The organism is Rhodanobacter sp. UC4451_H18, assembly GCF_052978225.1.
Window position 1 is genome coordinate 2,460,752 of record NZ_CM129663.1, and the last position, 16,922, is coordinate 2,477,673.

Below are 16,922 nucleotides of genomic sequence, written 5' to 3' on the forward strand. Positions count from 1 at the left end.
CAGCGCAACTGCCAAGTCAGCCACGGAAATCGCCACGGCGCGGCACCGGTGCATCGCGGATGTGCAAACATCCCCGGCACAGGGGCAGGTGCTGCAGGGAGTGACGCTTGTGCCGGACATGATCGTTCATCACATCGATGGCCTGCTGGCCGAACGCATCGCGGCGCTGGCCAAGCTGCGCCAGTGTCCGGTCAACGACGTGATGCTGGACGCGCTGCGCGTCGGCCTCGGCATGTCGGTGGCGCACCGATACAGCGAAAGCCTGCGCGATCCGCACGCCCTGGCCGTACTCGATGGTCACTGGGAAGCCGCCGAGCGCGGCGCGTTCCAGGAGGCGTTGCTGGCGCTGGCCCGCACGCGGCCGACCCAGCTGGCGCCGGAGAGCATCCGTTACGACGTGCCGGGTGCCGGCGCGGAATAGACCGCCCCGAGTACCCGCGGTCCGCGCGCGCCGGTCACGGCCGGCAGGTTGCCGGGCAGTTGCAGCAGGCGTTGGCGCGCCAGCCAGGCAAATGCGGTCGCTTCGAGAAAGTCCGGGTCGACACCGCAGCTGGCGGTACTGTCCAGCCGGCGTGGAGCCAACGTCTCTCCCAGGCGCTGCATCAGCCGCTCATTGTGCACGCCGCCGCCGCAGGCCAGCACCTCCGTCGCTTCCGGCGCATGCTGCATCACGGCTGCGGTGACGCTGCGCACGGTCAGCTCCAGCAGCGTCGCCTGCACGTCGGCGGGTGCCAGTATGGCCGGCGGCGCGCGGGTGGCCAGCCAGTCCAGATGAAAGTATTCGCGTCCGGTGCTTTTGGGCGGCGGCAGCGCAAAGTACGGATCGGCCAGCAGGGCGTCGAGCAGCTCGGGCACGACCCGGCCGCGGGCGGCAAAGGCTCCGCCGCGATCGAACGGTTCGCCCCGATGGCGCAGGCACCACGCGTCGAGCAGGCCGTTGGCCGGCCCGGTGTCGAAGCCGCGCACACCGCCGTCGGCCGCGAGCACAGTGAGGTTGGCGATGCCGCCGAGGTTGAGCACGGCGCGCGTACGCCCGGGCACGCCCAGCAGCATGGCATGCACCGCCGGCAGCAGCGGCGCGCCCTGGCCGCCGGCGGCGACGTCGGCGCGGCGGAAGTCGGCGACCACCTCGATGCGGCAGCGCTCGGCGATCACGCTGGGGTCGCCCAGCTGCAAGGTGAAGGGGTGCTCGCCGCCGGGCCGGTGGCGCAAGGTTTGTCCATGCGAACCGATGGCGCGCACCGCCGCGGCCGTCGTGCCGGCGCGATCGAGCAAGTGCAAGGCGGCCTCGGCAAACTGCTGCCCGATTTCAACGTCGAGCCGGCCCCAGTCGTCCAGGTCGAGCGCGGCCTCGCCTTGCGCCACTGCCAGCATGCGTTCGCGCAAGGCATGCGGCCACGGATGGGCATGGCAGGCAAAGGTGTGCGGCTTGCCTTCGCGAAAACGCACCAGCACCGCATCGATGCTGTCGGCGCTGGTGCCGGAGATCAGGCCGATGTAGAGCGCCGAGTCGTCTTCAGCCACGCGCAAGGGCAGCTCAGTTGTCGTGATTGGCGGGAGCGTTGGCGCGCGCCAGCTTGATCCGGTTGTCCAGCTCGGTCAGCCGGGCCAGCTGCGGCTTGACCACCTGCGACTCGAAGCGGGCCAGCTGGGCGGCGGGCAGCGGTTCGGGCTTGGGCAGGGTCACCGTCTGCGGGTTGCGCTGCACGCCGTTGACGCGGAACTCGTAGTGCAGGTGCGGGCCGGTGGCCAGCCCGGTCATGCCGACGTAGCCGATCACCTCGCCCTGGCGCACCCGCTCGCCCACGTGCTGGCCCTTCACGAACCGCGACATGTGGCCGTACGCGGTGCTGATGGTCTTGTTGTGCTGGATCACCACGAAGTTGCCGTAACCGCGCTCCCAGCCGTGGTACTTGATCACGCCGTCGCCGGCGGCGTGGATCGGCGTGCCGCTGGGGGCCGCGTAGTCGACGCCCTTGTGCGCGCGCATGCGGCCGAGGATCGGGTGCATGCGGGCGGAGGAAAACTGGGACGAGATCCGGGTGAAATCGACCGGGATGCGCAGGAAGGATTTCTGGATCGGACGTCCATCTTCGCTGAACCAGCCGTAGTTGCCGTCGGCCTTCTTGAATCGGTAAGCGGTGTAGCGCTTGCCCTGGTTGACGAATTCGGCAGCCACGATGTCGCCCTGGCCGTAGCGCACGCCATCACGGTAGATGTCGTCGTAGATCATGGTGAAGCTGTCGCCCACGCGCAGGTCCTGCACGAAGTCGATGTCGTATTTGAACAGGTCGGCCAGCTTGCCGATCATCGCCGCGTTCACCCCGGCCTGGTCACCGGCGGCATACAGGCTGCTGCGAATCACGCCGTGCGCCACCTGCTCGCGTCGGTCGATGTCGCGCGGCTGCAAGGCCAGCGTGGGTTGTGCGCCGTCGAAGCGGATGACGGCGCGGTTGGCGGCATCCGGATCGAAACGGAAGCCCTTCAGGCTGCCGTCGCTGCCGAGCAGGAAATCGAACTCCTCGCCCGGACGGATGCTGTGCAGGGCCTCCTTGTGGTTGCCCGCGGTGTCCATCACCTTCTGCAGGTCGCTCATGCCCAGGCCATGGGCGGTGAAGATGTCGGAAAGGGTCTGTCCCGGCTGCACCCGCACCACCTGCCAGTCATCGACGGTGGACACCGGCGCCTGGACCAGGTCGGCCTTGGGCAGGGCCAGCGGCAACAGCGTGTGCGCCACGGGTGCGGGCGCCGGACGCATCGCGTTGGCCCACGACGGCATGATGAAGCCGGACAACAAGGTGATCAGCAGCGCTGTGCCGGCAAGCATCCAGTGTTCGCGGTGCCAGCGGATCGGTTCGACATCGCTCGACCGGTTGAACGACCAGTGCGCGCAACGTTCGTAGAAGCGACAGTGAAGACGCTGTGCCTTGCGGCATATGGCCTGCTTGCGCGCCTGCAGCGCGCCCATGTTCTCTTCGGCCATGCCGTGTTCACCCCGTACCGCTCAAGCAAAAACTCGGCGTACCATAACGGCGATGTGCAGAGAGCGTCAATGCCTTTGCCATCAATGGTTTGCGATCCATTCCTGATTAACGCACAATTAACTTCCGCCGCACGCAGCGAATGGCTAACGCCTCTCCGTTTCGCGCCGCCCGGTTCATTTTCCATGCCCCATCCAGCGAGAAATCCATGAGCGAGCACGAGCACGCCCTGTCCACGATTGCGCGTGGCGCCGACGAAATCATCAAGCGCGAGGAGCTGGTCGAGCGCCTGAAATCGGGGCGTCCACTGCGGGTCAAGGCCGGCTTCGATCCGACCGCGCCGGACCTGCACCTGGGTCACACGGTGCTGCTCAACAAGATGCGCCAGTTCCAGGATCTGGGTCACCAGGTCATCTTCCTGATCGGCGACTTCACCGGCATGATCGGCGACCCGACCGGCAAGAACGTCACCCGCAAGCCGCTCACGCGCGAGGATGTGCTGGCCAATGCCGAGACCTATGCCGATCAGGTCTACAAGGTGCTGGATCGCGAGAAGACCGAGCTGCGCTTCAACTCCGAATGGTTCGACAAGATGTCGGCCGCCGACATGATCCGGCTGGCCGCGCAGCACACCGTGGCGCGCATGCTCGAGCGCGACGATTTCACCAAGCGCTATGCCGCGCAGCAGCCGATCGCCATCCACGAGTTCTTGTACCCGCTGACCCAGGGTTACGACTCGGTGGCCTTGAAGGCGGATATCGAGCTCGGCGGCACCGACCAGAAGTTCAACCTGCTGATGGGCCGCAGCCTGCAGGAACACTACGGCCAGCCGCCGCAGATCGTGCTCACCATGCCGCTGCTGGAGGGGCTGGACGGCGTCAACAAGATGTCCAAGTCGCTTGGCAACTACATCGGCATCAACGAACCGGCCATCGACATCGTCACCAAGACGATGAAGATCGGCGACGAGTTGATGTGGCGCTGGTTCGAGCTGCTCAGCTTCGAGGTGTCGCTGGACGAGCTGGCGCGCATGAAGCGCGATGTCGAGGGTGGCCAGCTCAACCCGCGTGACGCCAAGTTGCGTTTGGCGCGCGAGCTGGCTGCGCGTTTCCACGCCCCTGCCGCCGCCGAACAGGCGATCGCCGGCTGGCACGCCGTCGTGCGCGGCGAAGGCGACACCGCGCTGCTGCCGCAAACCGACATCGCCGTGCCGGCGGAGGGCTTGCGCCTGGCCGCGCTGCTCACCGCCGCCGGCCTGACCACCAGCAACTCCGAGGCAACCCGGAAGCTGAAGGAGCGTGCCGTTCGCATCGACGCGGCCGTCGCGGAAGACGCACAGCGCGTTTTCCATGCCGGCTTCGAGGGCGTCCTGCAGGTCGGTAAGCGCAATTTCGCGCGGGTGCGGCTGGTCGTCGCCTGAACCGACAGCCGCATTCTCGCGGCGCGAATTCGCGGCCGACGCAGAAAACACTTGCCAAAAAAAGCGCAGGCCGTATGATTCGCGGCCCACGTCGGCCCAACGCCATGGGGCGCGACATGCGATACCTCGACGAACTTCCCTGAAGGTGTTGACGGTCTCGGAAAGCGATGTAGAATGGGCGGCTCACCCGGGACGAAAGGTCACGGGGCGATCACCGAAAGGCGGTCGGGCAGCGAAGATCTTTGACAGTGTGCGCAGGTGAATTGTGTGGACGTCTTGCGTTGATGGGTCGTGACCTGTCCAAGCAATGCAAGCGTCCCACCAAGTAAAAAGTCAGTAATGAGTTTTGATTGGTTGGGAACATACGCTTCGGAAAGATAGATGGCTTCGGTCATCGAAAACTTAAGTGAAGAGTTTGATCCTGGCTCAGATTGAACGCTGGCGGCATGCCTAACACATGCAAGTCGAACGGCAGCACAGAGGAGCTTGCTCCTTGGGTGGCGAGTGGCGGACGGGTGAGTAATGCATCGGGATCTACCCTGACGTGGGGGATAACCTCGGGAAACCGGGACTAATACCGCATACGTCCTACGGGAGAAAGCGGGGGACCTTTTAGGCCTCGCGCGGCAGGACGAACCGATGTGCGATTAGCTAGTTGGCGGGGTAATGGCCCACCAAGGCGACGATCGCTAGCTGGTCTGAGAGGATGATCAGCCACACTGGGACTGAGACACGGCCCAGACTCCTACGGGAGGCAGCAGTGGGGAATATTGGACAATGGGCGCAAGCCTGATCCAGCAATGCCGCGTGTGTGAAGAAGGCCTTCGGGTTGTAAAGCACTTTTATCAGGAGCGAAATCTGCATGCTTAATACGTGTGCAGTCTGACGGTACCTGAGGAATAAGCACCGGCTAACTTCGTGCCAGCAGCCGCGGTAATACGAAGGGTGCAAGCGTTAATCGGAATTACTGGGCGTAAAGGGTGCGTAGGCGGTTCGTTAAGTCTGTCGTGAAATCCCCGGGCTCAACCTGGGAATGGCGATGGATACTGGCGAGCTAGAGTGTGTCAGAGGATGGTGGAATTCCCGGTGTAGCGGTGAAATGCGTAGAGATCGGGAGGAACATCAGTGGCGAAGGCGGCCATCTGGGACAACACTGACGCTGAAGCACGAAAGCGTGGGGAGCAAACAGGATTAGATACCCTGGTAGTCCACGCCCTAAACGATGCGAACTGGATGTTGGTCTCAACTCGGAGATCAGTGTCGAAGCTAACGCGTTAAGTTCGCCGCCTGGGGAGTACGGTCGCAAGACTGAAACTCAAAGGAATTGACGGGGGCCCGCACAAGCGGTGGAGTATGTGGTTTAATTCGATGCAACGCGAAGAACCTTACCTGGCCTTGACATGTCCGGAATCCTGCAGAGATGCGGGAGTGCCTTCGGGAATCGGAACACAGGTGCTGCATGGCTGTCGTCAGCTCGTGTCGTGAGATGTTGGGTTAAGTCCCGCAACGAGCGCAACCCTTGTCCTTAGTTGCCAGCGAGTAATGTCGGGAACTCTAAGGAGACTGCCGGTGACAAACCGGAGGAAGGTGGGGATGACGTCAAGTCCTCATGGCCCTTACGGCCAGGGCTACACACGTACTACAATGGTCGGTACAGAGGGTTGCAATACCGCGAGGTGGAGCCAATCCCAGAAAGCCGATCCCAGTCCGGATTGGAGTCTGCAACTCGACTCCATGAAGTCGGAATCGCTAGTAATCGCGGATCAGCTATGCCGCGGTGAATACGTTCCCGGGCCTTGTACACACCGCCCGTCACACCATGGGAGTGGGTTGCTCCAGAAGGCGTTAGTCTAACCGCAAGGGGGACGACGCCCACGGAGTGGTTCATGACTGGGGTGAAGTCGTAACAAGGTAGCCGTATCGGAAGGTGCGGCTGGATCACCTCCTTTCGAGAACGACACGTCGCACCGATCGGTGCAAGACGTCCACACAAGACACCTGTACTTCACGCGAAGGGTTTGCTTACGCAACGTCCCTGTTGCGAAGAGCGAACATCAAGACCGGCCCTCCATGGCCGGACTCTTCACAACAGCCGCTTCGAACGAGGCTTACGGCCCCGTCAAGCGGGACCAGGTAGCTTGGCTCGCGGGTTCTGGGGTTCACCTTTCATGGGTCTGTAGCTCAGGTGGTTAGAGCGCACCCCTGATAAGGGTGAGGCCGGTGGTTCGAGTCCACCCAGACCCACCATGGGGCCATAGCTCAGCTGGGAGAGCACCTGCTTTGCAAGCAGGGGGTCGTCGGTTCGATCCCGACTGGCTCCACCACTCCAGTGGGCGCGTGAAGTATCAGCACACGAAAGATTTTGAAATCGACCGGCATTGAGGCCGGCACGATGTTCTTTGAAAACACGTAAACGAGTGACAAGCGTCTTGGTTCGAACCGAACCGAGGCAAGTGTTAAGGCACGAAACGAAGTAACTTGGCTGCCCCTGAGGAGGGGGCATGCCCCGAGGCGACTTGGGGTTATATGGTCAAGCGACTAAGCGTATACGGTGGATGCCTTGGCAGTCAGAGGCGATGAAGGACGTGGCAGCCTGCGAAAAGTGTCGGGGAGCTGGCAACAAGCTTTGATCCGGCAATGTCCGAATGGGGAAACCCACCGCGCAAGCGGTATCGCATGATGAATACATAGTCATGCGAGGCGAACCCGGGGAACTGAAATATCTAAGTACCCGGAGGAAAAGAAATCAACCGAGATTCCGTCAGTAGCGACGAGCGAACGCGGACTAGCCCAAAAGTATCTTGTGTTCTAGTCAAACGGCATGGAAAGGCCGGCCATAGATGGTGATAGCCCAGTCGACGAAAGGGCACTTGATATGAAATTGAGTAAGGCGGGGCACGTGAAACCTTGTCTGAACATGGGGGGACCATCCTCCAAGGCTAAATACTCCTGACTGACCGATAGCGAACTAGTACCGTGAGGGAAAGGCGAAAAGAACCCCGGAGAGGGGAGTGAAATAGACCCTGAAACCGTATACGTACAAGCAGTGGAAGCCCGCAAGGGTGACTGCGTACCTTTTGTATAATGGGTCAGCGACTTACTGTCTGTGGCAAGCTTAACCGTATAGGGGAGGCGAAGAGAAATCGAGTCTGAATAGGGCGCATAGTCTCAGGCAGTAGACCCGAAACCGAGTGATCTATCCTTGGCCAGGTTGAAGGTGCGGTAACACGCACTGGAGGACCGAACCCACATCTGTTGCAATAGATGGGGATGAGCTGAGGATAGGAGTGAAAGGCTAAACAAACTCGGAGATAGCTGGTTCTCCTCGAAAGCTATTTAGGTAGCGCCTCGGACGAATCTTCCTGGGGGTAGAGCACTGTTATGGCTAGCGGGTCATCGCGACTTAGCAAACCATGGCAAACTCCGAATACCAGGACAGACTATCCGGGAGACACACGGCGGGTGCTAACGTCCGTCGTGAAAAGGGAAACAACCCAGACCCGCAGCTAAGGTCCCCAAGTTCTAGCTAAGTGGAAAACGATGTGGAAAGGCATAGACAGCCAGGAGGTTGGCTTAGAAGCAGCCATCCTTTAAAGAAAGCGTAATAGCTCACTGGTCGAGTCGGTCTGCGCGGAAGATTTAACGGGGCTAAGCTAGACACCGAAGCTCGGGGTGCACAGCAATGTGCGCGGTAGAGGAGCGTTCCGTAAGCCTGTGAAGGTGGATTGTAAAGTCTGCTGGAGGTATCGGAAGTGCGAATGCTGACATGAGTAACGATAAGGGGGGTGAAAAGCCCCCCCGCCGAAAGCCCAAGGTTTCCTCGCGCAACGTTCATCGGCGCAGGGTGAGTCGGCCCCTAAGGCGAGGCAGAAATGCGTAGTCGATGGGAAGCGGGTTAATATTCCCGCACTTTTCTACAGTGCGATGTGGGGACGGAGAAAGTTAGGTCTACCGGGCGTTGGTTGTCCCGGGGAAAGGAGGTAGGCATGGATCTTTGGCAAATCCGGGATCCTTTATGCCGAGCACTTATGACGAGCCCTTTTGGGCGAAGTGACTGATACTACGCTTCCAGGAAAAGCCACTAAGCTTCAGCTGTAGAAGAACCGTACCGTAAACCGACACTGGTAGGCAGGGTGAGAATCCCAAGGCGCTTGAGAGAACTCGGGTGAAGGAACTAGGCAAAATGGCACCGTAACTTCGGGAGAAGGTGCGCCCATCAGTGTGGCTACATGCGTAGCTGAGCACCGATGGGTCGCAGTAACCTGGCCGCTGCGACTGTTTATCAAAAACACAGCACTCTGCAAACACGAAAGTGGACGTATAGGGTGTGACGCCTGCCCGGTGCTGGAAGGTTAATTGATGGGGTCAGCCGCAAGGCGAAGCTCTTGATCGAAGCCCCAGTAAACGGCGGCCGTAACTATAACGGTCCTAAGGTAGCGAAATTCCTTGTCGGGTAAGTTCCGACCTGCACGAATGGCGTAACGACAGCGGCGCTGTCTCCACCCGAGACTCAGTGAAATTGAATTCGCTGTGAAGATGCAGCGTTCCCGCGGCAAGACGGAAAGACCCCGTGAACCTTTACTATAGCTTTACACTGAACGTTGAGTTCTTCTGTGTAGGATAGGTGGGAGGCTTTGAAGTGCAGACGCCAGTTTGCATGGAGCCATCCTTGAAATACCACCCTGAAGTGCTTGACGTTCTAACCTCGGCCCGTTATCCGGGTCAGGGACCGTGTATGGTGGGTAGTTTGACTGGGGCGGTCTCCTCCCAAAGAGTAACGGAGGAGCACGAAGGTACGCTCAGCGCGGTCGGACATCGCGCACTGTGTGCAAAGGCATAAGCGTGCTTGACTGCGAGATCGACGGATCAAGCAGGTACGAAAGTAGGTCTTAGTGATCCGGTGGTTCTGTATGGAAGGGCCATCGCTCAACGGATAAAAGGTACTCCGGGGATAACAGGCTGATACCGCCCAAGAGTTCATATCGACGGCGGTGTTTGGCACCTCGATGTCGGCTCATCACATCCTGGGGCTGTAGCCGGTCCCAAGGGTATGGCTGTTCGCCATTTAAAGTGGTACGCGAGCTGGGTTCAGAACGTCGTGAGACAGTTCGGTCCCTATCTGTCGTGGGCGTTGGAGATTTGAGGGGGGCTGCTCCTAGTACGAGAGGACCGGAGTGGACGTTCCGCTGGTGTTCGGGTTGTCTCGCCAGAGGCATTGCCCGGTAGCTATGAACGGAAGTGATAACCGCTGAAAGCATCTAAGCGGGAAGCACGCCCCAAGATGAGATCTCCCGAGAGCTTGACTCTCCTGAAGGCACCATCAAGACCAGGTGGTTGATAGGCAGGATGTGGAAGCGCAGCAATGCGTTGAGCTTACCTGTACTAATGAGCCGTGCGGCTTGACCATATAACCCCAAGTGGCTTTGTTTGACGCAGGTCCCTCTGCGGAGCCACCGGCCATCCCTGGCCGGACTCTTCAAAGGAGCCGCCTCGAGCACTGTCTCGAAACGTTTGAATTTCACCTCGACGCTTGTCACTCGTTTACGATTTATCTCACGTGAGATCCCTCTCACGGAAAGAAGAGTCAACACCTCGCCATCCATGGCGGACTCTTCAACACCTCGAGGGATCTTTCGCGGAAGAGCCGGCCGTCAGGGCCGCCTCTTCAGAAACGTGGAGCTGGCGCACGCGCGCTGCTCCCACCCCTTCCCTGGCGGCCATAGCGGCGTGGTCCCACCTGATCCCATCCCGAACTCAGAAGTGAAACGCGCATGCGCCGATGGTAGTGTGGCTTTGCCATGCAAGAGTAGGTCACCGCCAGGGGCTTTATCCCGAAACACCCTCACCGGCAACGGTGGGGGTTTTTCTTTTCTGCCGCCGCCACCGCCGCCCGCAACCTGCAACAGGTCACCGCCAGGGAGCTCGTTCTCGAGGTGGACCTGCGCTCGGGTGACCCTGCGACAGCCACCGGCCAAGAGCCGCATTGCGTCAAGGTCATGCGGCAGCGATCGCCTATGATGGCCAGGTCACGCGCCAGCGCGCGGGCGAGGCGGAGGGATGGCTTTTGTTTGTCCATGTGGAAACGCGCCGCCGGCCGCGCTGGCATTGGGCGACCGTGCTGCTGGTCAGTCTGTGTGTGGTCTGTTTCGTCGGATTGGCAATGATCCCGGCGCCGCAGCGCATCGCGCTGCTGCTGCAGTGGGGTACGGTGCCGGCGAACATCTTCGATGCGCACGAGCCATTGCTGCCGCAGCTGACCGATCCGGCGCTGCTGCGGCTGTTCACGGCGCTCTTCATCCACGTCACCTGGCTGCATCTGCTGGGCAACCTGCTGTTCCTGGTGATCTTCGGCTTGCCCGGTGAGCGTGCGCTGGGATCGTTGCGCTTCCTGGTGCTGTTCGTCATCGGCGGCGTGGTGGCCAACCTGATCGGGGCGCTGTCGCTGGCCGGCGTGCGCCTGCCGATCATCGGCTGCAGCGGTGCGGTATCGGCGGTGGTGGGCGCCTACGTGGCGCTGTTTCCGCGGGCACGCCTGGGCCTGGTGTTGCCGCTCGGCCTGTACTTGCAGTTCGTGCGCGTGCCGGCCTTCCTGCTGATCGGCATGTGGGTGCTGCTGCAATTGCTGTTCAGCTATGCCGGGCCCAGCTATGGTGCCTACGTGTGGTGGGCGCACATCGGCGGTTTCGTGTTCGGCGTGGGGTTTGCGCTGTTCTCGCGCGAGGCGATCGCCAGGCGCTTGCGCGGCTGATGGCGGCTCAGTCGCCGGCCCAACCGTGCAGATGGGCGAAGCGGCGCAACAATCGGCGCGCGATCGGGGTGGCGGCCACGTCACTGAAGATGCGCGCGGCGTCGGCACCTTCGCGATGCAGGTCGTGGCGCTTGCGCCGGATGTAGGCGCGCATCACCTCGGCGTTGAACTCGGGATGAAACTGGACGCTGATCGCGTTCGGCCCGTAGCGTAGCCACTGGTGCGGGTCGCGTGCCGAGCTGGCCAGGATCTGCGCCCCCGCGGGCGGCTCCAGCACGCTCTGCTCGTGCGTGGTGTGCGCGCGAAAACTGGCGGGGAGGCCAGCGCCCAGCGGGTCGTGCGCCTGCCCTGCGCTGACCCCGATCGACTGGGTGCCGATCTCACGCCCGCCGGGCAGGTAATCGACCCGTCCACCCAACGCGTGCGTCATCAGCTGGTGGCCGTAGCAGACGCCGAACAAGGGCACCTCGGCGTCCATCGCGTCGCGGATCCAGCCGGCGGTCGCTTCGCTCCAGGGTAGTTTCTCGGTGACCATCGCGGCCGAGCCGGTGACGATGGCGCCGGCCACCTCGCCCGCCGCCGGCAGCGTTTCGCCGGCCGCCACGTCGACGATGCGCAGGCGCTCCGGGCGCAGTCCGGCGGCGAGGCGGAACCAGTGCGGAAAATCGCCGTGGCGCGCACGGATGCTGTCCGGCGCCCGGCCGGTACGGATGATCAGGACGGGTTTCATGCGGTGTCTCGGGGGAGGTTTGACGCGCTAGTGCGGATCATCGGCCAAGGCGTCGATCGGTGGCAACACGGTCAGCACTTCCTGCACCGTGGTCAGTCCGGCGGCGACCTGGTCGGCGGCGGAGATGCGCAGCGGGCGCATGCCCTCGTCCAACGCAGCCTGGCCGAAGCCGCTGAGGTCGAGTTCGGCCGAGATCATGCCGCGCAGATGCGGCGAGAGCTTCATCATCTCGTAGATGCCGGTGCGGCCCATGAAGCCGGTGTTGCGGCATTCCAGGCAGCCGACCGCCCGGTACACCTGCGCCGGCACCGGCATCGCCCAGCCGCGGGTCAGCACGTTCCACGCCAGCGGGTCCTGGGTGGTGGCCTGCTTGCAATGCGGGCACAGCGTGCGCACCAGGCGTTGCGCCACCACGCCGGTGAGGGTGGACTGGATCAGGTAGTGCGGCACGCCGAGATCGAGCAGGCGGGTGACCGCGCTGGGCGCGTCGTTGGTGTGCAGCGTGGACAGCACCAGGTGTCCGGTGAGCGAGGCCTGCACCGCCATCTGCGCGGTTTCCAGGTCGCGGATCTCGCCGACCATGATGATGTCCGGGTCCTGCCGCAGCAGCGTGCGCACACCGGCGGCGAAATCGAGGTCGATCGCCGCGTGCACCTGCATCTGGTTGAACTCCGGCGAGACCATCTCGATCGGGTCCTCCACGGTGCACACGTTGAGTTCTGGCGTGGCCAGGTGCTTGAGTGTGGAATACAGCGTGGTGGTCTTGCCCGAGCCGGTGGGGCCGGTGACCAGCACGATGCCGTGCGGGCGCTCGACCATGTTGCGCCAGTTCTCCGCCTCGCTCGGCGAGAAACCCAGCTGGGCGAAATCCTTCACCACCAGATCCGGATCGAAGATGCGCATCACCACCTTCTCGCCGAAGGCGGTGGGCATGTTCGAGATGCGCAACTCCACCTCGCGCCCGGAGGCAGAGCGCGTCTTGATGCGGCCGTCCTGCGGCCGGCGCTTCTCGGCCACGTCCATGCGGGCGAGGATCTTGATGCGTGCGGTCACTGCGGTCATCACCGGCGCCGGCAACTCGAACACTTTCTGCATGACGCCGTCGATGCGGAAGCGGATGTAGCCGGTCTCGCGTCGTGGTTCCAGATGAATGTCCGAGGCGCGCTGCTCGAAGGCGTACTGCAGCAGCCAGTCGACGATGTGCACCACATGGCGATCGTCGGCGCCGACCTCGCCGCTCTTGCCCAGCTCCACCAATTGCTCGAAGTTGAGGATCGCCGAGGAGCTGTCGCTGCCGGTCTTGGCGTCCTGCGCCAGCTGGATCGAGCGCTGGACGCCGTAGAACTCCTGCTGGTAGCGGTTGATGTCGATCGGGCTGGCCACGACGCGTTTGATGTCCCGCCGCAGCATGTGGGCCAGGTCGGGCGCCCAGGCGTCGTCGAACGGTTCGCTGGTGGCGAACGTCACCTCGCCCACGGTCGCCGCGATCGGCAGGATGCGGTGCCGTTTCGCGTAGGCCAGGCTCACCACCTGGGTGACCGTGGCTGCGTTGATCTTCATCGGATCGATCTTGAGGTACGGCAAGCCGGCATGGCCAGCCAGCCACTCGGCCAGCGTCTCCAGGCTCAATGGCCGGCCGGGCTCGCGCTGGTTGATCAACTTGGCGTTGGCGATCACCACCAGCGGGTGCAGCTCCACCGTGCTGCGGCCGGCGCGCGCGCCCATGCGCACGTTCTTCGCATCCTCGGCGAGCGCGTAACCGTCGACCACCAGCGCGGCCAGCACCTCGTCCAGTTCGAGTCGGCCACGACGGCCGAGCAGCGAGGCAATTTGTGGCGATGCAGCCATCCGGCAAGTGTCCTGTGCAAGGCTCCGCCAGCCGGAAATTCCAGCCGCAAAGCGAGCTGCGGCTATACTAACGCGCTTTAACCCAGGTCACGGAAAGCCATGTCCGCGCGCACCTTCCAGGATGTGATCCAGACCCTCAACCGCTACTGGGCGGCGCAGGGTTGCGTACTGCTGCAGCCGCTGGACACCGAAGTGGGCGCCGGTACGTTCCATCCGGCCACCTTCCTGCGTGCGCTCGGCCCGGAGCCCTGGTCGGCCGCTTATGTGCAGCCGTCGCGTCGCCCCACCGACGGCCGCTACGGCGAAAACCCGAACCGCCTGCAGCACTACTACCAGTACCAGGTAGTGATGAAACCGAACCCGGAGAACATCCTGGAGTTGTACATCGGCTCGCTGAAGGAGCTCGGCCTCGACCCGCTGGTGCACGATCTGCGCTTCGTCGAGGACAACTGGGAATCACCCACGCTGGGTGCCTGGGGACTGGGTTGGGAGGTGTGGTTGAACGGCATGGAGGTCACCCAGTTCACCTACTTCCAGCAGGCCGGCGGCATCGAGTGCCGGCCGGTCACCGGCGAGATCACGTATGGCCTGGAGCGCCTGGCCATGTACCTGCAAAACGTGGATAGCGTTTTTGACCTGGTCTGGACTGACGGCCCGCGCGGCACCGTCACCTACGGCGATGTGTTCCACCAGAACGAAGTCGAGCAGAGCACCTACAACTTCGAGCACGCCAACGTGGCCGAGCTGCTGCGCTGGTTCGACGTCTGCGAGGGCGAGGCGAACAAGCTGGTGGCGGCCAACCTGCCGCTGCCCGCCTACGAGCAGGTGATGAAGGCCAGCCACACCTTCAACCTGCTCGATGCGCGCCGCGCGATCAGCGTCACCGAGCGCCAGCGCTACATCCTGCGCGTGCGCGCGTTGTCGCGCGCCGTCGCCGAGGCCTACGTGGCGCAACGCGAGAAGCTGGGCTTTCCCGGCCTCAAGCACGCTGGTGCCCACCAGGAGCAGGCCGCATGAACGCCGGCAAGTCGCTGTTGATCGAACTGGGCACCGAGGAACTGCCGCCGCGCGCACTGGACGAGCTGTCCGCCGCATTCCTGCGCGGCATCGTGGGCGGGCTGGCCGCGCGCGGCGTCAGCGCCGGGCTGGACCAGGCGGTGGCCTACGCCTCGCCGCGCCGGCTGGCGGCCTTCATCCCTGCGGTGGCGGCGGCGCAGCCGGCGCAATCCATCGAACGCCGCGGCCCCGCGGTGGCCGCCGCGCTCGACGCCGAAGGGCGGCCGTCGAAGGCCCTGCTTGGTTTCGCGCACTCATGCGGCGTCGACGTCGGCCAGCTGGAGAAGCTCGAAACCGACAAGGGCGCGTGGTTCGTCTGGCGTGCGGTCAGGCCGGGCCAGTCGCTGGCGGCCCTGCTGCCGGGGATCATCGACGAGGCGCTCAAGGCGCTGCCGATCCCGCGCCCGATGCGCTGGGCCGACCACGACTACAGTTTCGTGCGCCCGGTGCACTGGCTGGTGATCCTGCACGGCGCCGACATCGTCGACGGCCAAGTGCTGGGCCTGGCCAGCGGGCGCAAGTCGCGCGGCCACCGTTTCATGCATCCGCAACCGGTGCACGTGGCCGACGCCGACGGCTGGCTCGACGCGATGCGCGCCGCAAAGGTGCTGGCCGATCCGCGCGAGCGGCGTCAGCGCATCCACCAGCAGATCGAGCTCGCCGCGCAAGGCACCGGCGGCACGCCGCAACTGGATGACGCGCTGCTGGACGAGCTGGCCAACCTCACCGAATGGCCGGTGGCGATCGCCTGCACCTTCGAGCGCCGCTTCCTGGAAGTGCCTGCCGAGGCACTGGTCACCACCATGGTGGCGAACCAGAAATTCGTGCCGGTGTTCGACGCCGAGGGCAAGCTGACCGAACACTTCATCGGCATCGCCAACATCGAGAGCAAGGACCCGGTCGAGATCCGCCGTGGCTACGAACGGGTGATCCGGCCGCGTTTCGCCGACGCCAAGTTCTTCTGGGACGAGGACCTCAAGACGCCGCTGGCCAGCTACCAGGAGCAGCTGAAAAACGTCACCTACCAGCAGGCGCTGGGCAGCCAGTGGGACAAGAGCGTGCGCGTGGCCGAACTGGCGCGGGTGGTGGCCAACCGGGTCGGCGTCGATGCGGCGCTGGCGACGCGCGCCGCCAGCCTGGCCAAGTGCGACCTGCTGACCCGCATGGTCGGCGAGTTTCCCGAGCTGCAGGGCGTGATGGGGCGCTATTACGCCGTCCATGACGGCGAACCGCCGGCGGTGGCCGAGGCGCTGGACAGCCACTACCAACCGCGCTTCGGTGGCGACCGCATCGCCGCGGACCCCCTGGGTCAGGTGCTGGCGGTGGCCGAGCGGCTCGATACCCTGGCCGGCATCTTCGCCATCGGCATGAAACCCGGTGGCAACAAGGACCCGTTCGCGTTGCGCCGCGCGGCGCTGGGCCTGGCGCGTACCCTGATCGAGGGCGGCCTGGAACTGGACCTGCGCGCGAGTTTCATCGAGGCGCTGGAGCAGTTGCCCGATGCCGCGCTGGCGGCCGGCCTCAAGCCCGGCAAGGACGGCAAGCCGCCGGCGCTGCAGGCGGGCGCGCGGCGCGCGATCCTGCTGGAGGAGCTGCTCGACTTCGTGCATGAGCGCCTGCGCGGCTACTACGCCGAACAGGGCTTCGAACACGGGGCCTTCGAAGCCGTGCTGGCGGTGCAGCCGGCCAGCCTGGCCGACTTCGACCGGCGCCTGCGTGCGGTGGTCGAGTTCGGCCGCCGGCCCGAGGCGGTGAGCCTGGCGGCAGCCAACAAGCGCGTCGCCAACATCCTGCGCAAGCAGGCCGAGGAGGCCGGTGCGCCGCCGATCGGGCGGACGGTCGACCCGGCCTGTTTCGAGGCGGAGGCGGAGCGCGACCTGGCCGATGCGCTGGCCGCCGCGCGGCAGGACAGCGCCGCGGCTGAGGCCGCCGGCGATTACGCTGCCGTGCTGGCCCGCCTGGCACAACTGCAGGTGCCGGTGGATGCGTTCTTCGACAACGTGCTGGTGAACGCCGAAGACCCCGCCGTGCGGGCCAACCGCCTGGCGCTGCTCAATCAGTTGAAGAGCCAGTTCAGCACCGTGGCTGACATCGCCCTGCTCTGACGCCGAACCGCGGAACGGGCGAACGCCCACCCCG

General features: G+C 63.8%; 10 protein-coding genes, 2 tRNA genes and 3 rRNA genes. 10 read left to right on the forward strand and 5 right to left on the reverse strand.

Annotated elements, in window-relative coordinates; genetic code table 11:
* Window positions 1-118 precede the first annotated feature (118 nt).
* Window positions 119-421, forward strand: coding sequence for a hypothetical protein (locus tag ACVCMG_RS11130; protein WP_395120650.1), 303 nt, complete (start codon window positions 119-121; stop codon window positions 419-421).
* Here ACVCMG_RS11130 and ACVCMG_RS11135 read toward each other — a convergent pair.
* Together ACVCMG_RS11135 and ACVCMG_RS11140 are read right to left on the reverse strand one after the other, a co-directional pair.
* Complete coding sequence (locus tag ACVCMG_RS11135; RefSeq protein ID WP_447115409.1) at window positions 391-1,524, reverse strand: anhydro-N-acetylmuramic acid kinase; 1,134 nt, start codon at window positions 1,522-1,524, stop codon at window positions 391-393. The two genes, ACVCMG_RS11130 and ACVCMG_RS11135, sit on opposite strands and share 31 nt — an antisense overlap.
* Before the next feature lie 13 nt (window positions 1,525-1,537).
* Window positions 1,538-2,983 carry an OapA family protein gene (locus tag ACVCMG_RS11140; RefSeq protein WP_395120649.1) on the reverse strand — a complete coding sequence of 482 codons (1,446 nt, stop codon included), beginning with the start codon at window positions 2,981-2,983 and terminating at the stop codon, window positions 1,538-1,540.
* 206 nt (window positions 2,984-3,189) lie between these two features.
* Between ACVCMG_RS11140 and tyrS the strand changes: the two genes are divergently transcribed.
* On the forward strand, window positions 3,190-4,401 hold the full coding sequence (tyrS, locus tag ACVCMG_RS11145) for a tyrosine--tRNA ligase (RefSeq protein WP_447106988.1): 1,212 nt from the start codon (window positions 3,190-3,192) through the stop codon (window positions 4,399-4,401).
* A gap of 200 nt (window positions 4,402-4,601) precedes the next feature.
* Here tyrS and ACVCMG_RS11150 read toward each other — a convergent pair whose 3' ends face one another.
* Entirely contained in the window at window positions 4,602-4,796 is a 195-nt protein-coding gene (locus ACVCMG_RS11150) for a hypothetical protein (protein WP_395120256.1), read from the reverse strand.
* Between the two features lie 8 nt (window positions 4,797-4,804).
* Between ACVCMG_RS11150 and ACVCMG_RS11155 the strand changes: the two genes are divergently transcribed.
* The 6 genes from ACVCMG_RS11155 (at window position 4,805) to ACVCMG_RS11180 (ending at window position 11,149) form a co-directional block, all read left to right on the forward strand.
* A 16S ribosomal RNA gene (locus tag ACVCMG_RS11155) occupies window positions 4,805-6,350 on the forward strand.
* A gap of 221 nt (window positions 6,351-6,571) precedes the next feature.
* Window positions 6,572-6,648, forward strand: a tRNA-Ile gene (locus tag ACVCMG_RS11160).
* Between the two features lies 1 nt (window position 6,649).
* Window positions 6,650-6,725: transfer RNA gene (locus tag ACVCMG_RS11165), tRNA-Ala, on the forward strand.
* 204 nt (window positions 6,726-6,929) lie between these two features.
* Window positions 6,930-9,808: ribosomal RNA gene (locus ACVCMG_RS11170) — 23S ribosomal RNA — on the forward strand.
* A 302-nt stretch (window positions 9,809-10,110) separates the two neighbouring features.
* A 5S ribosomal RNA gene (rrf, locus tag ACVCMG_RS11175) occupies window positions 10,111-10,224 on the forward strand.
* The 16S, 23S and 5S rRNA genes sit together here with 2 tRNA genes alongside, the layout of an rRNA operon.
* A 241-nt stretch (window positions 10,225-10,465) precedes the next feature.
* A complete protein-coding gene (locus ACVCMG_RS11180) occupies window positions 10,466-11,149 on the forward strand; it encodes a rhomboid family intramembrane serine protease (RefSeq protein ID WP_395120647.1) in 684 nt (227 codons plus the stop codon).
* A gap of 7 nt (window positions 11,150-11,156) precedes the next feature.
* Here ACVCMG_RS11180 and ACVCMG_RS11185 read toward each other — a convergent pair whose 3' ends face one another.
* Complete coding sequence (locus ACVCMG_RS11185; RefSeq protein ID WP_395120646.1) at window positions 11,157-11,879, reverse strand: glutamine amidotransferase; 723 nt, start codon at window positions 11,877-11,879, stop codon at window positions 11,157-11,159.
* A gap of 27 nt (window positions 11,880-11,906) precedes the next feature.
* Window positions 11,907-13,727, reverse strand: a complete 1,821-nt coding sequence (locus ACVCMG_RS11190; RefSeq protein ID WP_395120645.1) for a GspE/PulE family protein — start codon at window positions 13,725-13,727, stop codon at window positions 11,907-11,909.
* 99 nt (window positions 13,728-13,826) lie between these two features.
* Here ACVCMG_RS11190 and glyQ point away from each other — a divergent pair, with 99 nt between their 5' ends.
* The gene (gene glyQ, locus ACVCMG_RS11195; RefSeq protein ID WP_447097776.1) at window positions 13,827-14,744 is read left to right on the forward strand and encodes a glycine--tRNA ligase subunit alpha; all 918 of its coding nucleotides are present in this window, start codon (window positions 13,827-13,829) and stop codon (window positions 14,742-14,744) included.
* On the forward strand, window positions 14,741-16,888 hold the full coding sequence (gene glyS, locus ACVCMG_RS11200; RefSeq protein WP_447106987.1) for a glycine--tRNA ligase subunit beta: 2,148 nt from the start codon (window positions 14,741-14,743) through the stop codon (window positions 16,886-16,888). Before glyQ ends, glyS begins: the two co-directional genes overlap by 4 nt.
* Window positions 16,889-16,922 lie beyond the last annotated feature (34 nt).

What these genes read in the sequence shown, in the direction of transcription:
- ACVCMG_RS11130 (WP_395120650.1), top strand. Translation starts at nt 119, where the DNA reads ATGATCGTTCATCACATCGATGGCCTGCTGGCCGAACGCATCGCGGCG.
- ACVCMG_RS11140 (WP_395120649.1), bottom strand. Translation starts at nt 2,983, where the DNA reads ATGGCCGAAGAGAACATGGGCGCGCTGCAGGCGCGCAAGCAGGCCATA.
- tyrS (WP_447106988.1), top strand. Translation starts at nt 3,190, where the DNA reads ATGAGCGAGCACGAGCACGCCCTGTCCACGATTGCGCGTGGCGCCGAC.
- ACVCMG_RS11150 (WP_395120256.1), bottom strand. Translation starts at nt 4,796, where the DNA reads ATGACCGAAGCCATCTATCTTTCCGAAGCGTATGTTCCCAACCAATCA.
- ACVCMG_RS11185 (WP_395120646.1), bottom strand. Translation starts at nt 11,879, where the DNA reads ATGAAACCCGTCCTGATCATCCGTACCGGCCGGGCGCCGGACAGCATC.
- ACVCMG_RS11190 (WP_395120645.1), bottom strand. Translation starts at nt 13,727, where the DNA reads ATGGCTGCATCGCCACAAATTGCCTCGCTGCTCGGCCGTCGTGGCCGA.
- glyQ (WP_447097776.1), top strand. Translation starts at nt 13,827, where the DNA reads ATGTCCGCGCGCACCTTCCAGGATGTGATCCAGACCCTCAACCGCTAC.
- glyS (WP_447106987.1), top strand. Translation starts at nt 14,741, where the DNA reads ATGAACGCCGGCAAGTCGCTGTTGATCGAACTGGGCACCGAGGAACTG.